This is a genomic window from Pseudonocardia bannensis (assembly GCF_012911875.1).
Taxonomy (GTDB): domain Bacteria; phylum Actinomycetota; class Actinomycetes; order Mycobacteriales; family Pseudonocardiaceae; genus Pseudonocardia; species Pseudonocardia bannensis.
Genome location: NZ_JAAXKZ010000109.1, coordinates 1 through 20,282 on the forward strand (window position 1 = coordinate 1; position 20,282 = coordinate 20,282).

18 protein-coding genes are annotated in these 20,282 nt (G+C 74.0%); 11 read left to right on the top strand and 7 right to left on the bottom strand.

All coding sequences use genetic code 11. The features are described 5' to 3' along the window. Window positions 1-55: 55 nt before the first annotated feature. Entirely contained in the window at window positions 56-952 is an 897-nt protein-coding gene (locus HF519_RS23040; RefSeq protein WP_169415086.1) for a PspC domain-containing protein, read from the bottom strand. Window positions 953-1,060: 108 nt separating this feature from the next. Between HF519_RS23040 and HF519_RS23045 the strand changes: the two genes are divergently transcribed. Continuing rightward, window positions 1,061-2,443 (top strand): ATP-binding protein, encoded by a 1,383-nt coding sequence (locus tag HF519_RS23045; RefSeq protein WP_169415087.1) that lies wholly within the window; start codon window positions 1,061-1,063, stop codon window positions 2,441-2,443. Then, on the top strand, window positions 2,440-3,135 hold the full coding sequence (locus HF519_RS23050) for a response regulator (protein ID WP_169415088.1): 696 nt from the start codon (window positions 2,440-2,442) through the stop codon (window positions 3,133-3,135). Before HF519_RS23045 ends, HF519_RS23050 begins: the two co-directional genes overlap by 4 nt. A gap of 18 nt (window positions 3,136-3,153) precedes the next feature. Here the strand turns inward: HF519_RS23050 and HF519_RS23055 are convergent, their stop codons facing one another. The 4 genes from HF519_RS23055 to HF519_RS23070 all read right to left on the bottom strand — a co-directional run bounded on the left by HF519_RS23055 (window position 3,154) and on the right by HF519_RS23070 (window position 5,813). Then, entirely contained in the window at window positions 3,154-4,197 is a 1,044-nt protein-coding gene (locus tag HF519_RS23055; protein ID WP_169415089.1) for a hypothetical protein, read from the bottom strand. Window positions 4,198-4,332: 135 nt separating this feature from the next. Then, window positions 4,333-5,076, bottom strand: a complete 744-nt coding sequence (locus HF519_RS23060) for a PIG-L deacetylase family protein (protein WP_312860297.1) — start codon at window positions 5,074-5,076, stop codon at window positions 4,333-4,335. A gap of 45 nt (window positions 5,077-5,121) precedes the next feature. After that, complete coding sequence (locus tag HF519_RS23065) at window positions 5,122-5,442, bottom strand: hypothetical protein (protein WP_169415090.1); 321 nt, start codon at window positions 5,440-5,442, stop codon at window positions 5,122-5,124. 62 nt (window positions 5,443-5,504) lie between these two features. After that, window positions 5,505-5,813: a chorismate mutase gene (locus tag HF519_RS23070; protein ID WP_169415091.1), complete on the bottom strand. Its 309-nt coding sequence runs from the start codon at window positions 5,811-5,813 to the stop codon at window positions 5,505-5,507. A gap of 218 nt (window positions 5,814-6,031) precedes the next feature. Here HF519_RS23070 and pcrA point away from each other — a divergent pair, with 218 nt between their 5' ends. Then, window positions 6,032-8,383 (top strand): DNA helicase PcrA, encoded by a 2,352-nt coding sequence (gene pcrA / locus HF519_RS23075; RefSeq protein ID WP_169415092.1) that lies wholly within the window; start codon window positions 6,032-6,034, stop codon window positions 8,381-8,383. A 93-nt stretch (window positions 8,384-8,476) separates the two neighbouring features. On the opposite strand, the gene HF519_RS23080 is transcribed toward pcrA, so the two are convergent. Together HF519_RS23080 and HF519_RS23085 are read right to left on the bottom strand one after the other, a co-directional pair. Next, on the bottom strand, window positions 8,477-9,217 hold the full coding sequence (locus tag HF519_RS23080) for a M23 family metallopeptidase (RefSeq protein WP_169415093.1): 741 nt from the start codon (window positions 9,215-9,217) through the stop codon (window positions 8,477-8,479). Between the two features lie 356 nt (window positions 9,218-9,573). Further along, complete coding sequence (locus HF519_RS23085) at window positions 9,574-10,530, bottom strand: esterase/lipase family protein (RefSeq protein ID WP_169415094.1); 957 nt, start codon at window positions 10,528-10,530, stop codon at window positions 9,574-9,576. Window positions 10,531-10,666: 136 nt separating this feature from the next. On the opposite strand from HF519_RS23085, the gene HF519_RS23090 reads away from it, so the two are divergent. The 8 genes from HF519_RS23090 to imuA' all read left to right on the top strand — a co-directional run. Then, a complete protein-coding gene (locus HF519_RS23090) occupies window positions 10,667-11,008 on the top strand; it encodes a cobalamin-dependent protein (protein ID WP_169415095.1) in 342 nt (113 codons plus the stop codon). Between the two features lie 177 nt (window positions 11,009-11,185). Beyond that, window positions 11,186-12,355: an ADP-forming succinate--CoA ligase subunit beta gene (sucC, locus tag HF519_RS23095; RefSeq protein WP_169415096.1), complete on the top strand. Its 1,170-nt coding sequence runs from the start codon at window positions 11,186-11,188 to the stop codon at window positions 12,353-12,355. A gap of 1 nt (window position 12,356) precedes the next feature. Next, window positions 12,357-13,244, top strand: a complete 888-nt coding sequence (sucD, locus tag HF519_RS23100; protein ID WP_169415097.1) for a succinate--CoA ligase subunit alpha — start codon at window positions 12,357-12,359, stop codon at window positions 13,242-13,244. 205 nt (window positions 13,245-13,449) lie between these two features. Then, window positions 13,450-14,493: a DUF5336 domain-containing protein gene (locus HF519_RS23105; protein WP_169415098.1), complete on the top strand. Its 1,044-nt coding sequence runs from the start codon at window positions 13,450-13,452 to the stop codon at window positions 14,491-14,493. 77 nt (window positions 14,494-14,570) lie between these two features. After that, window positions 14,571-16,847 carry a cell division protein PerM gene (locus HF519_RS23110; protein ID WP_169415099.1) on the top strand — a complete coding sequence of 759 codons (2,277 nt, stop codon included), beginning with the start codon at window positions 14,571-14,573 and terminating at the stop codon, window positions 16,845-16,847. 158 nt (window positions 16,848-17,005) lie between these two features. Then, on the top strand, window positions 17,006-17,644 hold the full coding sequence (gene purN, locus HF519_RS23115) for a phosphoribosylglycinamide formyltransferase (protein WP_169415102.1): 639 nt from the start codon (window positions 17,006-17,008) through the stop codon (window positions 17,642-17,644). Further along, window positions 17,641-19,218, top strand: coding sequence for a bifunctional phosphoribosylaminoimidazolecarboxamide formyltransferase/IMP cyclohydrolase (gene purH / locus HF519_RS23120; RefSeq protein WP_169415100.1), 1,578 nt, complete (start codon window positions 17,641-17,643; stop codon window positions 19,216-19,218). The genes purN and purH overlap by 4 nt, the downstream gene beginning before the upstream one ends. 410 nt (window positions 19,219-19,628) lie before the next feature. Continuing rightward, on the top strand, window positions 19,629-20,282 hold a 654-nt coding region (gene imuA', locus HF519_RS23125), incomplete at its 3' end, for a DnaE2-dependent mutagenesis accessory factor ImuA' (protein ID WP_211170456.1).

The following is a 20,282-nucleotide window of genomic DNA, read 5'->3' on the forward strand; positions in this document are numbered from 1 at the left end:
GACAACGGTGCCGGTCGGCGATCTATGGTCGCGCTGCGTCGATCCTAAGGCGGGGTTAAGGCGCCGACCCGGGTCGGGGCTGCGCGCCCGGCGGCCCGAGTTCGACGACGACGCACAGCCCGCCGCGGGTGAAGGAGCCGACGACGAGGCCGGTCCCGAGAATGGCCAGCACGATCGCGAACAGCGTGGACATCGTGGTCACGCCGACGCCGAGGAGCAGCAGGCTGCCGAGCACGCCACCGGTGAGCAGGGCCAGCGCCAGCGTCACCGCGGTCACCCGGGACCGCTGCGGCGGCCGGGGCGCGGGCGGCGGTGGGGGCGATGAGGGCTCGGGCAGGTCCCACGCGAACGGCGCGGCGCCCAGCGGGTCCCAGGCGGGCGGCGTCACGCGCGCCGGCTCGGCGGCCACGTCGTCGGTACCGGCGTCCGCGGCCGGGCCGGGCTGCGGGCCAGGGGCCCGGTCCGCGGCGGTGCCCGACGGGCTCGCCGCGGCGGAACCGGCAGCGGTGGGGCCCGCGATCCCGCGGTGGCCACGGCTGCGGTGCAGCAGGAACAGCAGCACGCCCACGGCCAGTGCCGGGAGCATCACCCCGCCGTCGCGACCGAAGATGGCGCCCATCCCGATGATCGCGGCGACCACCAGGCCCAGCAGCAGCATCGGGTGCGGTGGGCGCCGGCCGCCGGCGTCGGCCACCGGACCACCGGACCCGGCCCCGTCGGTCGGGTCGTCCTCGCGGGCGGCCGGGAGCAGCACCCAGCCCGCGATGTAGAGCGCGGCCCCGATCCCGTAGAAGGCGGCGACGACGAACCCGACCCGGACCAGCACCGGATCGATGTCGTACCGGCGCGCGATGGCCGCGGCGACCCCGGCCACCTTCCGGTCGTGCTGGGGGCGCGCCGGGCGCGTCTCCCACATCTCGCGCAATGTCGCATGCACGTCCGTCCCGTTCATGGCCCCAGCCTGGCGGGTGCGGGTACCCGGAACCATCGGGGAAGCCCCTGAGCCGTCCCCGAGGTCGGCCCCGATGTCAGGGGCTCCCGCGCGTGTGACGATGGTGGCGTGAGCTCGCCCGCCGCCCCGGTCCCGGCCCGGACACCGCTGGTCCGTCGTCGGTCCGGCCGCATGGTCGCCGGCGTCGCCGGCGGCGTGGCCGACCACCTCGGCGTCGAGGTGCTGTGGGTGCGGTCGGCCTTCGTCATCCTGGCCGCGGCGAACGGGGCGGGCGCGCTGGCCTATGGGCTGCTGTGGGTGTTCGTCCGGCAGGAGAACGCCGACGTCGCCCGCTCGGTGCCGCGCACGGAACGCCAGCAGGCGCTCGGCCTGGCCGCGCTGGGGCTCGGGGTCGGGCTGGCCGCGGCTGCGCTGGGCAGCAACGTGATCGGCTGGATCGTCGGTCCGCTGGGGGTCGCCGCGGTCGGGGCCGCCGTGGTCTGGCGGGAGGCCGACGAGTCACAGCGCCGCCGCTGGGCGGCCGGCGCCCGATCCGGGGTCACCGGGGTGGCCGGGGGCGGTCGGACCGCGCTCATCCGGGTGGTGGCCGGTGCGCTGTTCGTCGCCGCCGGGATCGGGGTGTTCCTGCTCGGCAACCTCGACCTGGGCCAACTGCAGTTCGGCGTGCTCGCGGTGCTGGCCACCCTGGTCGGGGTCGCGGTGCTGACGGTGCCGTGGTGGGTGCGCCTGATGCGCGATCTCGGCGAGGAACGCCGGGAGCGGATCGTCGAGGCCGAGCGGGCCGAGATCGCCGCGCACCTGCACGACTCGGTGCTGCAGACCCTTGCCCTGATCCAGCGGCAGTCCGACCAGCCGCGCGAGGTGCTGCGGCTGGCGCGGGGGCAGGAACGCGAGCTGCGGCACTGGCTCTACGGGCCGACCGGCTACGGCCGTTCCGGGGTCGCCTCGCGGGGCCCGGCCCTGGACGCCGGGCTGACCGAGGCCCTGACCAACGCCGCGGGCGAGGTCGAGGACACCTACGCGCTGACGGTGAGCCCGGTGGTGGTGGGCGGCGACCGCCCGCTGGACGACGGGCTGCGCGCCCTGGTGCTGGCTGCCCGCGAGGCGATGGTCAACGCGGCCAAGCACGCCGGCGTCGACGAGATCAGCGTGTACGTGGAGGTCGAGGCCGACGAGGTGCACGTGTTCGTGCGCGACCGCGGGGTCGGGTTCGACCCCGACGCCGTCCCGGACGACCGGCACGGGCTGGCCGACTCGATCCGGGGCAGGATGGCCCGGCACGGCGGGACCGTCCGGCTGCGCAGCACGGCGGGTGAGGGCACCGAGGTGCACCTGTCGATGCGGACGGAGCCGACGGCCCGGGAGCACGCCGGCGACAACCGCAGCCCCGACGCCCCCGCCGGCCCGGACGGCACGAGCAGCCCCGGCAGCACCGACGACCCGGCCGTGAACCGCGGCCCGGAATCCGAACGAGAAGGAGCCGCGTCATGACCGAGCCGGAGACCGGGGACCCCGTTCCGCAGTCCGGGGCCGCGCCGATCCGGGTGTTCCTGGTCGACGACCACGGGCTGTTCCGTTCGGGGGTCCGGGCGGAGCTCGACCGCGGTTTCGCCGACGTCAGCGTCGTCGGGGAGGCCGGCTCGGTCGACGAGGCGGTCGCTGCGATCCGGCACCTGCGCCCGGACGTCGTGCTGCTCGACGTGCACATGCCGGACGGCGGGGGCGCGGAGGTGCTCCGCCAGGTGCGTCCGGAGCTGCCCGGCGTCGTGTTCCTGGCGCTGAGCGTCTCCGACGCGGCGGAGGACGTGATCGCCGTGATCCGGGCCGGGGCGCGCGGCTACGTCACCAAGACGATCTCTGGACGGGACCTTGCCGACGCGGTGCGTCGGGTGCACTCCGGCGACGCGGTGTTCTCGCCACGCCTGGCCGGTTTCGTCCTCGACGTGTTCTCCGACCGTCCCGGCGCGGCCCCGCCCGGTGACCCGGAACTCGATCTGCTGACCCGCCGGGAGCGCGACGTGCTGCGGTTGCTCGCCCGCGGCTACGCCTACAAGGAGATCGCCGGCGAGCTGTTCATTTCGGTGAAGACCGTCGAGACTCACGTGTCCAGCGTGCTGCGCAAGACGCAGCTGTCGAACCGGTACGAGCTGTCGCGCTGGGCGTCGGACCGCCGGCTGGTCTGAGCGCGCCGGGCCACCGGCTCAGTCGAGCAGCCCGCCCACGGTCCGGCCGGCCCCGCCGGCCAGGCCGCCGACGGTCTCGCCCACCCCGTCGGCGACGTCCGAGACGCCTTCGGTCACCGTGGTGAGGACCGGCTCCGGCTCGGCCGGGGCGGCGGCGCGCGCCGACGGGGACAGGGCCGAGGTGACCGGCTCGGCCAACTTCTGCACCGTGTTCACGCCGGAGTCGAGGGTGTTGCCCAGGTTGCCACCGGTCTCGGTGACGGTGCCGCCCACCGACTCGAGCGGCTTCTGCAGCGGTGCGGGCGCGGCGCCACCGACATCCTGCACCGCTCTGCCGACGGCCCCGGCCGGGGCCGACACGGCCTGGCCGACGGGGCCGGCCGGCGCGCCGGGTCCACCGACGCCGGGGAGCGGAGCTGCGGGGGAACCGGCGCCGGGCGCAGGGGCGGCGGTGCCGCGGCCGGGGACGGCCGTGACCGGGCCGCTGCCGGAGCCGCCGGTGGACGCGCTCGGAGCGGTGGGCAGGGCGGTCGGGAACGCGACCGCCATCCACGACGCCGGGGCGGCGATGCCGCTGTCGAGCCCGGGCGCGCCGGCGAGGGTACTGACGGCGCCGAGGCCGGGCAGCGACGCGGACCCCCCGGGGGCGGCGTCGAGGACGCCACGGCCGGGGTAGGTGCCGTCGAGCGCTTCCCGGGCGTCGGAGCTGTTCGAGGCGGCGTCGGTCAGCACCGCGGCGGTGAGGACGGAACCGGCGGCGAGCAGGGTTCCCGCGGCGATCGCGGCTCGGCGCGCCGGGACCGACCGGCCGGAAGTGGCCTCGGCGGCGGCGGCCTCCTCGGCGAGCTGGCTGGCGCGGGGCTGCACCGGGCGGTCGATCGCGTGCGGGGCACGACCCTCGCGGCGCAGCAGGCTGCCGACGGAGATGTACGTGCCGGTGGTGGGTCCGGTGCGCTCCTCGTCGGGTGCGGTTCGCTGCGCCGGGATGTTGCGGGTCAGCAGTTCGGCGACGGTGACGATGCCCGTCGACGCGGTTCCACCACGGTGCACGATCGGGGCCACGACGAGACGTCCTCCCTTGGGTGAATCAACCCAAGGATGTTTACCGGAGTTCCGATTTGTTCACCAAGTGTCATTCATCCGCTCATCGACCGCCACTCGTTCGGCCTATTTCCGTTCGTCGAGCGTCCCCGACCGCTAACCGACGGAGACGACCTGGAATGCCTCGGCGAGCCTGCCCTCCGGTAGGTCGAACGTTCTCGCCCAGTGCAGATGCCACGGCCGCAGGCGCGCCTCCAGGTCGCCCATGTGTGCGGTCTGCGAGATGTGGGCCTGCAGGGCGGCGACCTTGCGGTCGAACGTGTCGGTGATGTCCACCGCGTGGTTGAGCCGCTCGTCCGGCGCGCCCATCAGCCACATCTCGTGCACGGTCCAGGCGTCGAGGCCCTCGTCGGCCAGCAACTCCGGGTGGGCGAACGGATTGCGCGCATCGGGATAGACGGCGGCCAGCGCGGCCTCGCCCGTCGCACGGTGGTCGGGGTGCGAGGCGCCGACGCGCCGCCACCAGATCTCCGGGGACTGGGTCAGCACCCGGTCGGGGCGGAACCGCCGGATCTCCCTGCTGATGTCGCGGCGCAGCTCGAGGTCGGGCAGCAGCCGCCCGTCGGGGTGGCCGAGGAACCGGACGTCCTCGACCCCGACCTCGGCCGCCGCGGCGCGCTGCTCGGCCTCCCGCAGCGGGCCCATCTCGGCGCGCGGCGTGTCGTCGTATCCGCCGGCGTCGCCGGACGTGCAGATGCAGTAGGCGACCTGGATCCCGGACTTCACCCAGGCCGCGACCGTCCCGGCCGCGGCGAAGTCGACGTCGTCGGGGTGGGCGGTGACGACGAGCACGCGCTCGACGTCGTCACGCACACGGGCCGTGGATGCGGGGCTCGGCACTGTCGAACCCTACGACCACCGGCCGCGCGGCGCCGGTGGGAGACGTCAGGGCTGGCTGCGGTAGCGCGCCCGGGTGGAGTTCAGCGCCTGGTATCCGACCAGACCGCCGCCCGCACCCAGCAGCATCCCGAGGATGTCGGTGCCCACCCCGCTGCCGGTGGTCAGCAGCAGGCCCAGCGCGGCGACCCCCGCAGCGCCGCCCGCCACCTTCCAGCGGCTGCTGACGTAGTCGGCGACCGGCTGCCCGGCCGCCCCACGCTGCTTGGCCGCCGAGTTCAGCATGGCCAGATATCCGACGTGGCCCAGCGCGGCCAGCAGGCCGACCAGTGCCACCACTGCTGCGACGATCCCGACGACGGCGCCCATGGCAACAGAGTGCCACGGACGGGGACCGCCGTGCCGTGACCGTGCCGTGACCGGCCGGGAGCTCAGCGACCGCCCAGCCGGCCGCGACCGAGGCGGAGCAGCAGCATGCCCAGCTCGCGACCCTCGGCGCCCAGTTCGCGGAACCGGGCGAGCACGGCCATCTCGCGGTTGTAGACGATGCGCGGCCCGCCGGCGGCCATCCGGGCGGCCCCGATCAGCTTGGACACCTCGGTCCGACGCTTGATCAGTCGCAGGATCTCGCCGTCGATCCGGTCGATCTCGACCCGCAGGTCGTCGATCTCCGCCGCGCTCGGCACCGCCGCGGCGGCAGCCGGCTCGGAGTCGGCACTCTTCTCGGTGGTCACGGACATGCTCTCCTCCTGTGCCCGGCTCGCACGTGCCCGTGACGCGGAAACGCCCCGGGTCCGTCGGACTCCGGGGCGTCGTGGTCGTGTGCTCAGGCGGCCACGGGCACCGGGGTCCGGTACCCGTAGAAAAATCGCCCGCGCTGCGTCGGCACGTCGACGAGTGTGCCACACCGCCGCCCGCGACCGCACCGTCTGCCTGCGCCGGTACCGTGAGGGACACGATGAGCGCGCTGTTCGAACTACCCTCCGAGAACATCACCGCCGCGGCCAGGCCGGTGTCCGCCCGTGCGGCGGCCCTGCTCGACGGGCTGAACCCGCAGCAGCGGGAGGCCGTGGTGCACGCCGGTTCACCGCTGCTCATCGTGGCCGGTGCCGGTTCGGGGAAGACCCGCGTGCTCACCCACCGGATCGCCTACCTGCTCTCCGAGCGGGGTGTGCACCCCGGCGAGATCATGTCGATCACCTTCACGAACAAGGCCGCCGCCGAGATGAAGGGCCGGGTCGACGCGCTCGTCGGCCGCCGGGCCAACGCCATGTGGGTCTCGACGTTCCACTCGATGTGCGTGCGCATCCTGCGCCGGGAGGCCAAGCACCTGGGTGTGCGGTCGGCGTTCTCGGTCTACGACGCCGACGACACCCGCCGCCTGGTCGGCCTCGTCGCGCGCGACCTGGAGCTCGACCCGAAGCGCTACCCGGCTCGCGGGCTGGCCGCGCAGATCTCCAACCTGAAGAACGAGTTGGTCGACGCCGACGTCGCCGCCGCCCGGGCGGGCAACGACCACGAGCGCAAGGTGGCCGAGGTCTACGCCCGCTACCAGTCCCGGCTGCGGCAGGCCAACGCGTTCGACTTCGACGACCTGATCATGGAGACGGTCAGCCTGCTGCAGCGGCTGCCCGCGGTCGCCGAGTACTACCGCCGCCGCTTCCGGCACGTCCTGGTCGACGAGTACCAGGACACCAACCACGCGCAGTACGCGCTGATCCGCGAGCTGGTGGCCCCGGCCGTCGATGGGGCCGAGCCCGCGGAGCTGTGCGTCGTCGGCGACTCCGACCAGTCGATCTACGCGTTCCGCGGCGCCAGCATCCGCAACATCATCGAGTTCGAGCAGGACTTCGCCGACGCCCGGACGATCCTGCTCGAGCAGAACTACCGCTCCACCCAGACGATCCTGTCCGCGGCCAACGCGGTGATCGCGCGCAACCCGGACCGCCGGGACAAGCGGCTGTGGTCCGAGGAGGGCGACGGGGAGAGGCTCGTCGGCTACGTCGCCGACAACGAGCACGACGAGGCGGCGTTCGTCGCCGGCGAGATCGACCGGCTGGTCGACACCGGCGAGGTGCGCAACTCCGACATCGCCGTCTTCTACCGCACCAACGCCCAGTCCCGCGTCTTCGAGGACGTGTTCCTGCGCGTCGGGCTGCCCTACAAGGTCGTCGGCGGGGTGCGCTTCTACGAACGCCGCGAGGTCCGTGACGCGCTGGCGTACCTGCGGGTGCTGTCCAACCCGGAGGACACGGTCAGCCTGCGCCGGATCCTCAACGTGCCCAAGCGCGGCATCGGCGACCGGGCCGAGGCGCTCGTCGCGGAGTACGCCGAGCGGGAGCGGATCTCCTTCGCCGCCGCGCTGCGGATCGCGGCCGAGCAGCCCGAGAGGGTGCCGGCCCTGGCCACCCGCTCGCAGCGCTGCATCGCCGCCTTCGTCCGGATGCTCGGCGACCTCGGCGAGCTGGTCGAGCGCGGGGACGAGACGGCCGAGGTACTGGAGGCCGTCTACGCCCGCACCGGTTACACCGCCGAGCTGGAGGCCAGCGAGGACCCGCAGGACGGCTCGCGGCTGGAGAACCTGGCCGAGCTCGTCACCGTCGCCCGCGAGTTCGCGGGCGACGCGGCCGTCGCCGACGTGGACGGCTCCGACGTCGAGGTCGGCGCCCCCGCCCCCGGCTCGCTGGCCGCGTTCCTGGAGCGGGTGGCGCTGGTCGCCGACGCCGACTCGATCCCGGACAACGACGAGGGCATGGTCACCCTGATGACCCTGCACACGGCCAAGGGGCTGGAGTTCCCCGTCGTGTTCCTCACCGGGTGGGAGGACGGGGTGTTCCCGCACCTGCGGGCGCTGGGCGATCCTGCGGAGCTGGCCGAGGAGCGCCGGTTGGCCTACGTGGGCATCACCCGTGCCGAGAAGCGGCTGTACCTGTCCCGGGCGATCGTGCGCTCGGCGTTCGGGCAACCGAACACCAACCCGGCGTCGCGGTTCCTCGACGAGGTGCCCGCCCAGCTCGTCGACTGGCGGCGTTCGGAGCCCGAGCGCCCGTCCGCTCCGGTGGGCCGCTTCGGCTTCGGCCGGCGCGCGGCCGGTGGCTCGGACCGGGGCGACTGGAAGGTCCCGGAGCGCAGCCTCGACGCCACCATCAGCCTGGAGGTCGGCGACCGGGTGAACCACGACAAGTACGGCCTGGGCACGGTGGTGGCGGCCGACGGTGTCGGCCAGCGGGCCACGGTGACGATCGACTTCGGCAGCGCGGGCACCGTGCGGCTGATGCTGATCGGCGGCGTCCCGCTCCAGAAGCTCTGAGCGCCCGCCCCTCACCCGCCGATCAAGGGGAGAAGGGGGTCAGTCGATCTCCGCGAGGCCCCTTCCCGCCTTGATCGGCGGAGTCGGGTGGGGTCAGTCGTGGGCGGGGCCGTCGTCGGCGGAGCCGTTGAGGCGGATGCCGTGCGCGGCGAGCCAGGGCAGCGGGTTGATCTTGGTGCCGTCGGCCTGCCAGATCTCGAAGTGCAGGTGCGGGCCGGTGGAGAAGCCTCGGTTGCCCATCTCGGCGATCTCCTCGCCGGCCTTGACCTTCTGCCCGACCCGGACCAGCGAACGGTTGATGTGGCCGTAGACGCTCTGGGTGCCGTCGGTGTGCCGCAGCACGACCCACATGCCGAAGCCGCTCGCCGGGCCGGACTTCTCGACCACCGCATCGGTCACCGCGAAGATCGGCGTGCCGATGCCGTTGGCCACGTCGATGCCGTAGTGCATCGTGCCCCAGCGGCCACCGAAGCCCGACGTCAGGCGGCCCATCGTGGGCTGCACGTAAGCCGTGCCACCGGACAGCACGGCCTGCGGGGCCCCGTCCGCCAGCGCGGACTTGAGCAACGAGGCGCGTTTGGCGAGCTGCGCTCCGATGTCGACGGCCTTGGTGAGGTTCTGCACGTCGACCTCGGACCGGGCGTCGAGCACCGGGAGAGCGAACGCGTCGGGGGCGAGCTGGTCGCTACCGATCGCGGGCGCGATCGTCGGCACCGGGGCTTCACTGATGTCGACGTCGGTGACGGGGAGCATCGCGTTCGCGGCGAGCTTGGCGTAGGTGTCCTCGACGGGGCTCGCCGGCTGCATCGAGACCAGCGACTGTCCCGCCGCCACGACGGCGCCGGCGGCGACGGCGGCAACCGTCGCGCGACCGCGCAGCGTCGCGGTGGGTGGCGCTGGGAGCCGGTGTGTTGCCCGAACATCGAGTACGCACGTCGGCGCACTGTGGTCGGGGTCCGGTTCGGCGCCGCTTGGGGAGCGGTGGCGCGCCAAGACCTGCCCTTCTCGACAGCGATGTGGCGGTCCGCGGCACCGTTCCCGGCGGCGTGGGTTGGGGGCCCACAGAACTGATCGGGGTCAGCTCTGCTCACCGTCGTGATCGGTCTGTGACACGGACCCGGCGAAAGTAGCGGGGCATCCGGGGGGCAGGCAAATCCCCCGACGGCGTGTCGACGGGGCACTCGGTGGGGCTAGGCAGGGGAGGGCTCCTCACGCAGCGCGTCCGGAACCCGGGTGAGGTGCCCGTAACGGCTGCGCAGAGGGTGGTCCTTTGCGTGCGGCCGGGCGAGCGCCGAGGCCACCCAGTGCACCGCGCGAGGGTCGATCGGGAGCGAGAGGTGACCGACGTCACGCATCTCCAGCTCCTCGACGAGGAGGTCCGGGTGGATCAGCCGGGCGTTGCCCTGGGGCAGGACCATCTGATCCATCCGGCTCCAGACCACCAGGAACCGGGTGCTGCAGTCGGGCGCGGGTTCGGCGAGCTCGTCCATCACGTCGGAGCCGGGGCGCAGCTGCCGGGCCAGCGGGGTGGGCAGGAGGTAGGCCGCCGTCGTGCCGGTGTGCGGGCTGCCCAGGGTGACCAGCGTGCCGACCGCCGCCGACCCGCCCATCCGTTGTACGTAGTAGCGGGCGATCATCCCGCCGAGAGAGTGCCCGACGATGTGCACCTTCTCCGCGCCGGTGAGCTCGCGCAACCGCTCCACGTGGGTGCGCAGCTCGTGGGCCGCGGTCCGCAGGTCACCGGTGAGAACGCTGTAGTTCACCGCGTGCACCAGCCCGAAGCCGCGGCGGCGCAGCGCCCGCTGGAAGACGGTGAACACCGAACGGTTGTCCATGATCCCGTGGACGAGCAGGATCGGGGTTCCGGCGGCCTGCACGTCGGCGACGACCAGGCTGCGCCGGGACGGCGGGAGCGTGTCGGTCCGGTAAGCGCCCTGGTCCTGGACGGTCTCGCGGATCAGCCCGAGCGGGTAGGACGCGACGTGGGCGGCGAGCCAGGCGCCTTCGAGGGCCAGACCGCGGACGCCGGCCGGAGCACCGAAGGTGCGCAGGGCGTAGCCGGTGGCGCGCCTCAGGTCGGCGGCGGCCGACCGTGCCCCGCCGGCCATCGCGGCCAGGCGGGTCAGCCCGGGGCGGACCAGCGCCATGTCCGAAAGGTAGGTCACCATCCGGCCGGTTGCCCACTCGGAGCACTCGTTTCGTTACTTTCTCCAGTTCGGGCGGGAGAACGAGCCCCGAGGGGGCGACCTGCTGCCGGCCGTGGGTGAGATATGGAGGGTGCGGATGGGTGACCGACTGCGGATCGTGATCGCCGCCCCGGCCGACGGCGATCCCGGCGCCCGGGCGGCGATGGTGCTCGCCCGCTTCCTGCGCGACGCCGGCATCGAGGTGATCATCACCGCGCCGGGTGCCGCACCCGACCAGATCGCGGCGACCGCGTTGCAGGAGGACGCCGACGCGGTCGCCGTCCCCGCCGCCACGGACGCCGGGGTCGTGCCGGGGCTGCGCGCGGGTCTTGCCGAACGGGCCGCGTCCGACGTGGCGGTGATCGTCGCGGGGCCGGCTCCGGGGCCCGATCTCCTCGCCGGGATACGCGCCGCGGTGGCGTGCGCCACCACCTCGTGACGCCACGGCCGCCGAGAGCGTGATTGCTGTCACCGGGGCAGGTCAGGGCATGTGCGAACGGCGTCAGTAGGGTCCATCGTCAGTAGCACGGTCGAGCCCTGCGGGCGGCGCCGGAGCCGAATCGCGATCGCGCCCGGCACCCGCCCGCTGGCACAGCGAAGTGGGCAGGAGATCCGAGTGGACCTGTACGAGTACCAGGCGAAGGAACTCTTCGCCGCACACGGAGTCCCGGTGCTGCCGGGCAAGACGGTCGAGACGCCGGAGGAGGCCGCCGCGGCCGCTGCCGAGATCGGCACCGCCGTGGTGGTGAAGGCCCAGGTGAAGACCGGGGGCCGCGGCAAGGCGGGCGGCGTGAAGCTGGCCAACGACCCCGACGAGGCCAAGGAGAAGGCCCAGGCCATCCTGGGGTTGGACATCAAGGGGCACACCGTGCACCGCGTCCTGGTCACCGAGGCCAGTGACATCGCCGAGGAGTACTACTTCTCGTTCCTGCTCGACCGGTCCAACCGGACCTTCCTCGCCATGGCCTCGGCCGAGGGCGGCATGGAGATCGAGCAGCTGGCGGTCGAGCGTCCCGAGGCGCTGGCGAAGGTGCCGGTCGACGCGATCGCCGGTGTCGACAGGGCCAAGGCGGACGAGATCGTCGCGCAGGCGAAGATCCCGGCCGCGGTGGCCGATGAGGCCGCCGAGGTCATCGTGAAGCTCTGGGAGACCTTCGTCTCCGAGGACGCCACGCTGGTCGAGGTCAACCCGCTGGTCCGCGACCCGCAGGACAAGATCATCGCCCTGGACGGCAAGGTCACCCTGGACGAGAACGCCGACTTCCGGCACCCGGGGCACGCCGACCTGGTCGACCAGCGCACCGAGGACCCGCTCGAGGCCAAGGCCAAGGCCAAGAACCTCAACTACGTCAAGCTCGACGGCGAGGTCGGCATCATCGGCAACGGCGCCGGTCTGGTCATGTCGACCCTCGACGTCGTCGCCTACGCGGGGGAGAAGCACGGCGGGGTCAAGCCCGCCAACTTCCTCGACATCGGCGGCGGCGCGTCGGCCGAGGTCATGGCGGCCGGGCTCGACGTCATCCTCGGCGACCCGGCCGTCAAGTCGGTGTTCGTCAACGTCTTCGGTGGTATCACCGCCTGTGATGCGGTGGCCAACGGCATCGTCGAGGCGCTGAAGATCCTGGGCGACGGCGCGACCAAGCCCCTGGTGGTCCGGCTCGACGGCAACAACGTCGAGGAGGGCCGCCGGATCCTGAACGACGCGAACCACCCGCTGGTCACCCAGGTGGACACGATGGACAACGCGGCCGACAAGGCCGCCGAGCTGGCCGCGGCAGGAGCCTGAGATGTCGATCTTCCTCAACGAGAACAGCAAGGTCATCGTCCAGGGCATCACCGGTGGTGAGGGCACCAAGCACACCACCAAGATGCTCGCGGCCGGGACCAACATCGTCGGTGGCGTGAACGCCCGCAAGGCCGGCCAGACCGTGACCATCGGCGGCAAGGACCTCACGGTGTTCGGCACCGTCGAGGAGGCCATGAAGGAGACCGGCGCCGACGTCAGCGTCGTCTTCGTGCCGCCGAAGTTCGCCAAGGACGCCGTCATCGAGGCGATCGACGCCGAGATCGGCCTGGCCGTGGTGATCACCGAGGGCATCCCGGTGCACGACTCCGCCTACTTCTGGGCGCACGCCGTGGCGAAGGGCAACAAGACCCGGATCATCGGCCCGAACTGCCCCGGCATCATCAGCCCCGGCAAGTCCAACGCCGGCATCATCCCGGCCGACATCGCCGGCCCGGGCAAGATCGGCCTGGTGTCGAAGTCGGGCACGCTGACCTACCAGATGATGTACGAGCTGCGCGAGATCGGCTTCTCCACCGCGATCGGCATCGGCGGTGACCCGGTCATCGGCACCACGCACATCGACGCGCTGGAGGCCTTCGAGGCCGACCCGGAGACCGCGGCGATCGTGATGATCGGCGAGATCGGCGGCGACGCCGAGGAGCGCGCGGCCGACTTCATCAAGGCCAACGTGACCAAGCCGGTCGTCGGCTACGTCGCCGGGTTCACCGCGCCGGAGGGCAAGACGATGGGCCACGCCGGCGCGATCGTCTCCGGCTCGGCCGGGACCGCGCAGGCCAAGAAGGAGGCCCTCGAGGCCGCCGGGGTCAAGGTCGGCAAGACGCCGAGCGAGACCGCGGAGCTCATGCGGGAGATCATCGCCGCGCTCTGAGCGAGCCGCGCGACCACGACGCGCGGGGTGTGCGGCGGCCGGGGAACCGGCCGCCGCCCCCCGCGCGTTGGTGTCTGTACGGGGCTCGCGAAGCCCGCCGGCCCGCTTGGCTCGACCGCACCGGGTCCCACCCGATGGGTTAGCGTTTCCCGCGCCCGATCAACCCGTCCGACGCCGCGTTGCCGTGGCGACGAGGGAGTACTCGATGACCCAGCCCCCCGAGACGCCGGCCCACAAGGCCGCCTCCGAGAAAGCTCCGTCCGACCCGGACGGGGCCGACGCGCAGCTCGCACCCGGCCCGGCGCGGCTCCTCGTGCTCGTCGCGGCCGGCCTCGCCATGCTGATCTACCTGCTCGGCTTCTTCGCCGACCTGACCTTGGGCGCGCTGCTCAGCGGGCCGTTGCTGATCGGCGGTGGCCTGCTCGGTGCCGCGGTGCTGCTGCCGAAGGCGGGCCGGTTCCTGCTGCCGGCCGCCGTCGGTGCCGCCGTCGGTTTCCTGCTCCTGCTGCAGATCATCTCCACCGCGCCCGAAAGCGTGCTCTCCGCGGTGACGGTCATCATCCTGGTACTGGCCCTCGCCGAGGTGGGCGCGCTGGTCGCGGCGGTGTTGTTCGACGCGGGCGTGCTGAAGCAGCCGGTGTCGCGGCCCGCCGCCGGCGCACCCGGCTCCTTCGGCTCCCCCGGCGGTTACGCCCAGCAGCCCGGATACGGCGGGCAGCAGCCGGGATACGGCGCCCAGCAGCCGGGCTACGGGCAGCAGCCCGGGTACGGCGGTTCCTACGGTGGCGGGGGATACGCCCAGCAGCCGGGTTACGGACAGCAGCAGCCGGGATACGCCGGTCAGGCCGGGTACGGCCAGCAGGCCCCGGGCGGGTACGGCCAGCAGCCCGGGTACGGCGGTGGCTACGGCCAGCCCTCCGGACCCGGTCAGGGACCCGAGGCCGGCCAGCCGGGCGCCCCGCAGACGCCGCCGGCCGGTGGGCTCGGCGAGCAGAAGGGCGCGCCGTCCTGGTACGGCGGCGGCCAGCACGGGCAGGACGTCACCCAGGCCATGGGAACCGTGGCGCCGTCCCCGGCCGCGGAGGCGCCGGCCACCCCGCCTGTGGGGCAACCGGTCAGCGGTGCGGAGCCGGCCGGCCGGCACGGTGCGCAGGGGGGTTCCGAGCCGGAGCGGCCCGAGCGCGGCCCGCAGACCGACCAGACCCGCATCCTCTCCCAGCCGAAGCTGGACGAGCGCCCGCCGAGCTGAGCCCCGCGGGTGGGTGAGAACGACCCACTGCGGCGTGCCTGATCGTCGGCGGGGCCGCGCGCTGCGAGGCTGACCGGGTGAGCCGCACCTTCTCCGCCTCCGACCGATCGGCCGGCCCTGAGAGCGGCACGGCGCCCCAGGCGAGCCCCGACGCTGGTACGGGCACCGCGCTCGAGGGCCTGGACCGGCTGCGGGTGCTGCTGGCCGGCGCGATGGGCACGGTCCTGGTCAGCTACGCGATGCTCGTCCCGGCCGCCGCGCTGGTGGTGCTGACGGCGGGTGCCGGGATGTCCGTCGACGGCGCGTTCGCGGCGGCGATCCCGCTGTGGCTCGCCGCCCACCAGATCCCGCTCATGCTGGAGGGCCTGCCGCTGAGCGTGCTGCCCATGCTGCCGACGATCGCCCTGTTCGGGGTGATCATGGTGGGCTCGGGCTGGTCGGTGCGCCGGCTGGGTTGCCGGCTGCGGACCGACGCCGGTGCCGTGCTCGCCACCCAAGCCGGTGCGCACGCCGCGGTGGCCGTCCTCGGCAGCGCCCTGCTGCCTCGGGCGGCCGCGGTGGTGGCGGCCCCGTGGGCGGCGATGGTCGGGGGCGGTCTCGTCGCGGGGGTGGCCGCCGCGGTCGGCGTGGTGCGGACGTGCGGTCAGCCCGACGAGTGGCGCGAGCGCGCGCCGAGCTGGTTCCGGGTGGCGGTGCGTGCCGCCGTGATCGGCCTGCTCGGCCTGCTCACGGTCGGTGGGCTGGTGCTGGTGGCCGGACTGGTGCTGCGCGCCCTCGAGGTCGAGGGTGCCTACCGGGAGATCGCACCCGGATTCGGACCGGCTCTCGGCGTCACCCTGCTGGCCCTGGCCTATCTGCCGAACGCGGTGCTGGCCGGGCTGTCCTGGGCGATCGGCCCGGGCCTGGTCGTCGGGGCCGCGGCCGCCTCGCCGTTCGGGGCGCGACCCGGTTCGGTGCTGTCGTTCCCGTTGCTGGCCGCGATCCCGGCCGGGGCGCCACCGGCCTGGGCCGTCGCGGTGTTCCTGCTCCCGGTGGGTGTCGGGGTCCTCGTCGGCCTGGCCTGCCGCCGCGCGATCGGCGCCGCGGGCGGGGTCGCCGACCGGCTGCGGGCAGCCGGCGCCGCCACCGGACTCGTCGCGCTCGGTATCGGGCTGCTCGCGCTGCTGGCCGGTGGCCGGCTGGCCGCGGGACCGTTCGATCCGGTCCGGCTGCCCGTCGAGCTGGTCGTGCCCGCCGTGCTGCTGTGGATCGGCGGGCCGGCCCTGCTGATCGCGGCGTTCCAACGGGCCGCCGGGGCGGTCGGGGCCGAGGACGGGGAGTACGAGGGGTACGGGTCCGAGGCCTACGACCCGGGCGGGGAGTGGGACGACGATGACGCGCGGGACGGGGAGGCCCGTGACGAGGTCGACGAGGTCGACGAGGTCGGTGGGGCCGGTTCGGTCGTCGATGCCGAGGACTCGGAGGCGACCGGCGAATCGAGTGACCAGGCCGACGGCCGCGAGGACGGCACCGACGCCATCGAGGACCACGCGGAGGGCGGTGGCGAAGCCCGCGGCCAGGGTGGTGACAGCTCCCGGGGCGAGGTTCACCGCGACCAGGCCGGCGCCGGTGGCCGGGACGGGACCGGCGCCGACGGTCGGGACGGTGCCGGCTCGGATGAGGCCGGCGACGGTGGCCGCATCACCGAGGACGGCGACCGCACCCGTACCCATGCCGGGCGCGGCGATCGCGCCCGCGCCCATACCGGAGGCGGCGACCGCACCCACATCCATGCCGAGGGCGGCGATCACGCCCGCACCGAGGGCGGCGATCGCGTCCACACCTACGACGGGCCCGGCGATCACGCCCACACCCAAGACGGGGCCGGCGCCCACGCCCACACCGAGGGCGGCGATCACGCCCACACCGAGGGACGGGACCGCGCGACCGACGAGTTCGCTGACGGCGTCGCGGACCCGTCCGGTGACGGTGGAACAGGGGCGGGCCGCCAGGAGCGCCGCCGTCGAGGCCGCATCGAGCGTGGCAGCGAGCGCAGGGCCGGGCGTCGGACCGAGGGCCGTGATGCGCGTCGGGCCGAGCGCCGCACGGAACGCCGCGCCGAGGGTGTCGCCCCACGCGCCGCGGCGGGTGATGACGAGGCCGGACCCGGGGTCGACTCGGTGATCCGTGCGGAGGGCGTCGCCCGTTCCGTACGTGACGACGCGCCCGAGCCCCGGGCCGCCGGGAGCGCGGACCGCTCCGATCCCGCCGGGCCGAAGCCACGGACGGTCGCAGAGCTCGTGGCGTTGCGTGCCCGGCAGGCCGCTGCGGCGCAACGCACGGCGGAGGAGAACCCCGGCGCGACTTCCTCCTGATCCGCGCGGGCGCGCGCTGAGTCGGGTTCGCAGCCGACTGGCGGCACGCTCGTGCCGCTCACCGGGCGTGCAACCCGACGGGCGGCCACGCTGTGACCCACGCCGCGGCCTACTCTGGACGTGTCGCCACCAGTGATCGAGGAGCGTTGTTGCCCGCGTTGTCGCGCAGTACCTACCGGGTCGAGCTCCCCGCACCGTGTCGGGTCGTGGTGTTGGTCTCGGGTTCGGGAACGCTGTTGCAGGCACTCCTGGACGCCGCCGCGGAGCCCGGCTACCCGGCCGAGGTGGTGGCGGTCGGGGCCGACCGTACCGGCATCGAGGGCCTGGCCCGCGCCGAGCGTGCCGGCGTCCCCACCTTCGTCGTGCGCACGGTCGACCACCCGGACCGTGCTGCCTGGGACGCCGCCCTGACCGCCGCCGTGGCCGGCCACCGGCCCGACCTGGTGGTCAGCGCCGGCTTCATGAAGATCCTCGGGGCGGGGTTCCTGGCCGGGATCGGCTGCCCGGTGGTGAACACCCATCCGGCTCTGCTGCCGGCCTTCCCCGGGCCGCACCCGGTGCGGGAGGCGCTCGTGCACGGGGTCAAGGTCACCGGCGCGTCGATCCACCTGGTGGACGCCGGCGTCGACACCGGACCGATCCTGGCCCAGCAGGCGGTCCCGGTTCTGCCCGGCGACACCGAGGCCGAGCTGCACGAACGCATCAAGATCGAGGAACGGCGGTTGCTCGTGGGCACCGTCGACGCGCTGACCCGTGAGGGAGCCAGCGTGAGCGGACGAGAGGTGAGGATCCCGTGAGCAGCGAGCGCAGGCCGGTACGCCGGGCGCTGATCAGCGTCTACGACAAGGCCGGTCTGCTCGACCTGGCCACCGGGCTGCACGCCCTCGGGGTCGAGATCGTCTCGACCGGGTCGACCGCGCAGCGGATCGCCGACGCCGGGGTCCCGGTCACCCCCGTCGAGCAGCTGACCGGCTTCCCGGAGTGCCTGGACGGCCGGGTCAAGACGCTGCACCCGCGGGTGCACGCCGGGCTGCTCGCCGACACCCGCAAGCCCGAGCACCTGGCCCAGCTCGAGCAGCTCGGTGTCGCGCCGTTCGACATGCTCGTGTCGAACCTCTACCCGTTCACCGAGACGGTGGCCTCGGGCGCAAGCCCGGACGAGTGCGTCGAGCAGATCGACATCGGCGGGCCCGCGATGGTCCGCGCCTCGGCCAAGAACCACGACAGTCTCGCCGTCGTCGTCGACCCGGCCCGGTACGAGTGGGTCCTGGAGCAGGTCAAGTCCGGCGGCTTCGAGCTGGCCGACCGGCGCCGGCTCGCGGCCGAGGCGTTCCGGCACACCGCGACCTACGATGTCGCCGTCGCGTCCTGGATGGGCAGCGTGCTGGCCCCGGAGCAGGACGCCGGGCCGTTCCCGGAGTGGGTGGGCGCGACCTGGCAGCGGCAGGCCACGCTGCGCTACGGGGAGAACCCGCACCAGGCCGCGGCGCTCTACTCCGGTGGCGCGCAGGCCCGCGGCGGCCTGGCGAGTGCCGAGCAGTTGCACGGCAAGGAGATGTCCTACAACAACTACGTCGACGCCGACGCCGCCTGGCGGGCCGCGCACGACCATGGCGACGCCGCCACGGTCGCGGTCATCAAGCACGCCAACCCCTGCGGGATCGCGGTCAGTGCGGCGGGTGACATCGCCGAGGCCCACCGCAAGGCGCACGCGACCGATCCGGTCAGCGCGTTCGGCGGGGTCATCGCGGCCAACCGCGAGATCACCGAGGAGATGGCCGAGCAGATCGCGGAGGTCTTCACCGAGGTCGTGCTCGCGCCGTCCTACGCGCCGGGTGCGCTGGAGATCCTCACCCGGAAGAAGAACGTCCGGCTGCTGCGGCTGCCCGGCGAGGTGGTGCGTGGCGGGGCCGAGATGCGCCCGATCAGCGGTGGGCTGCTGCTGCAGCAGCGCGACGCGATCGACGCGCCCGGCGACGACCCCACGACGTGGACGCTCGCGACCGGGGACCCGGTGTCCGACGACGTGCTGGCCGACCTGGCGTTCGCGTGGCGGGCCTGCCGCTCGGTGAAGTCCAACGCGATCCTGCTGGCCGCCGACGGTGCGGCCGTCGGAGTCGGGATGGGCCAGGTCAACCGGGTCGACGCGGCGCGGCTCGCGGTGGCCCGGGCCGGGGACCGGGCACGCGGCTCGGTGGCCGCCTCGGATGCGTTCTTCCCGTTCCCCGACGGGCTCGAGGTGCTGCTGGAGGCCGGCGTGCGTGCCGTCGTCCAGCCCGGCGGATCGGTACGCGACGCCGAGGTGACGGCGGCGGCCGCGGCCGCGGGGATTCCGCTCTACCTGACGGGCACGCGCCACTTCGCGCACTGAGCGCGCCGGTCCCGGTGCGGCTCGCAGCGCTCTGCCGGCGGGTGCCGCCGACGAGGTCCCTGCCACCGGGCCGAGCAGGAAGACCACGCTGAGCGTCGCGGCCCAGGCTGCTGACCTCGTCCGACAGCGCATCTCCCGATCCCCCTGAACCGCCGATCCTGCGCCGCCCGTACTGGTTCCGACACCGCTGATCCCGCCATCCGGGAGGGTGTTGAGGGGGACGGTTCGCGTCCGTATAGTCCGAACATAAGTTCGAACAGTCGCCGACTTCCCCGCGGCGCGGTCCCGACGTGCTGGGGGAGGCATGAGCGGTGGTCGAGGCGGCACCGGCCGATGCGACGAGCCGGTTGGAGAGGGCTCGCGGGTTGCTCCGCCGGATGGAGAGCCGGTCGGGGAGCGCCCGGCCGCCCGTGTCCGTGGGGGCCGGCGGGCGGCTGCTCCCGGTGATGGGTCCGCTGGCCCGGCTGCTGCCGGTCGGGGGGTTGCGGCGCGGGTCGACGGTGGCCGTCGCCGCCACCCCCGGGGCCACCTCGCTGCTGTTCGCGCTGCTCGCCGGGGCCTCCGCCGACGGAGCCTGGGCGGCTGTGGTCGGGCGGCCGGAGCTGGGACTGGTGGCTGCGGCCGAGGCGGGGATCCGGCTGGAGCGGCTGGCGCTGGTGCCGCACCCGGGCCGGGACCTGGTGGCGGTCACCGCGGCCCTGCTCGACGGGCTGGACCTGGTCGCGGTGGCCGGCGCGGAGCTCGCCGGGGTGCGTGCCGCCGACCGGCAGAGGCTGATGGCCCGGGCCCGGCAGCGCGGGGCGGTGCTGCTCGCGCTCGGCCCGTGGCCCGGGGCGGACGTCGAGCTGGGGTGCGCGCGCACCCGGTGGCAGGGTCTGACCGGCGGAGGGGGCGGCCGGCTGTGCTCGCGCCGGGTCCAGGTGTGGTTGCGCGGCCGAGGTGCCCCGGCCGGACGCAGCAGGGACATGCTGCTGCCCGCAGCCGGCGGCGGGATCGGTCCGCAGGAGGCTGCGGGCGCCCTCGGGGGCGCCGTCGGGGGCGCCGTCGGGGGCGCCGTCGGGGGC

What these genes read in the sequence shown, in the direction of transcription:
- HF519_RS23040 (WP_169415086.1), bottom strand. Translation starts at nt 952, where the DNA reads ATGAACGGGACGGACGTGCATGCGACATTGCGCGAGATGTGGGAGACG.
- HF519_RS23050 (WP_169415088.1), top strand. Translation starts at nt 2,440, where the DNA reads ATGACCGAGCCGGAGACCGGGGACCCCGTTCCGCAGTCCGGGGCCGCG.
- HF519_RS23065 (WP_169415090.1), bottom strand. Translation starts at nt 5,442, where the DNA reads ATGGGCGCCGTCGTCGGGATCGTCGCAGCAGTGGTGGCACTGGTCGGC.
- HF519_RS23070 (WP_169415091.1), bottom strand. Translation starts at nt 5,813, where the DNA reads ATGTCCGTGACCACCGAGAAGAGTGCCGACTCCGAGCCGGCTGCCGCC.
- pcrA (WP_169415092.1), top strand. Translation starts at nt 6,032, where the DNA reads ATGAGCGCGCTGTTCGAACTACCCTCCGAGAACATCACCGCCGCGGCC.
- HF519_RS23085 (WP_169415094.1), bottom strand. Translation starts at nt 10,530, where the DNA reads ATGGCGCTGGTCCGCCCCGGGCTGACCCGCCTGGCCGCGATGGCCGGC.
- HF519_RS23090 (WP_169415095.1), top strand. Translation starts at nt 10,667, where the DNA reads ATGGGTGACCGACTGCGGATCGTGATCGCCGCCCCGGCCGACGGCGAT.
- sucD (WP_169415097.1), top strand. Translation starts at nt 12,357, where the DNA reads ATGTCGATCTTCCTCAACGAGAACAGCAAGGTCATCGTCCAGGGCATC.
- HF519_RS23105 (WP_169415098.1), top strand. Translation starts at nt 13,450, where the DNA reads ATGACCCAGCCCCCCGAGACGCCGGCCCACAAGGCCGCCTCCGAGAAA.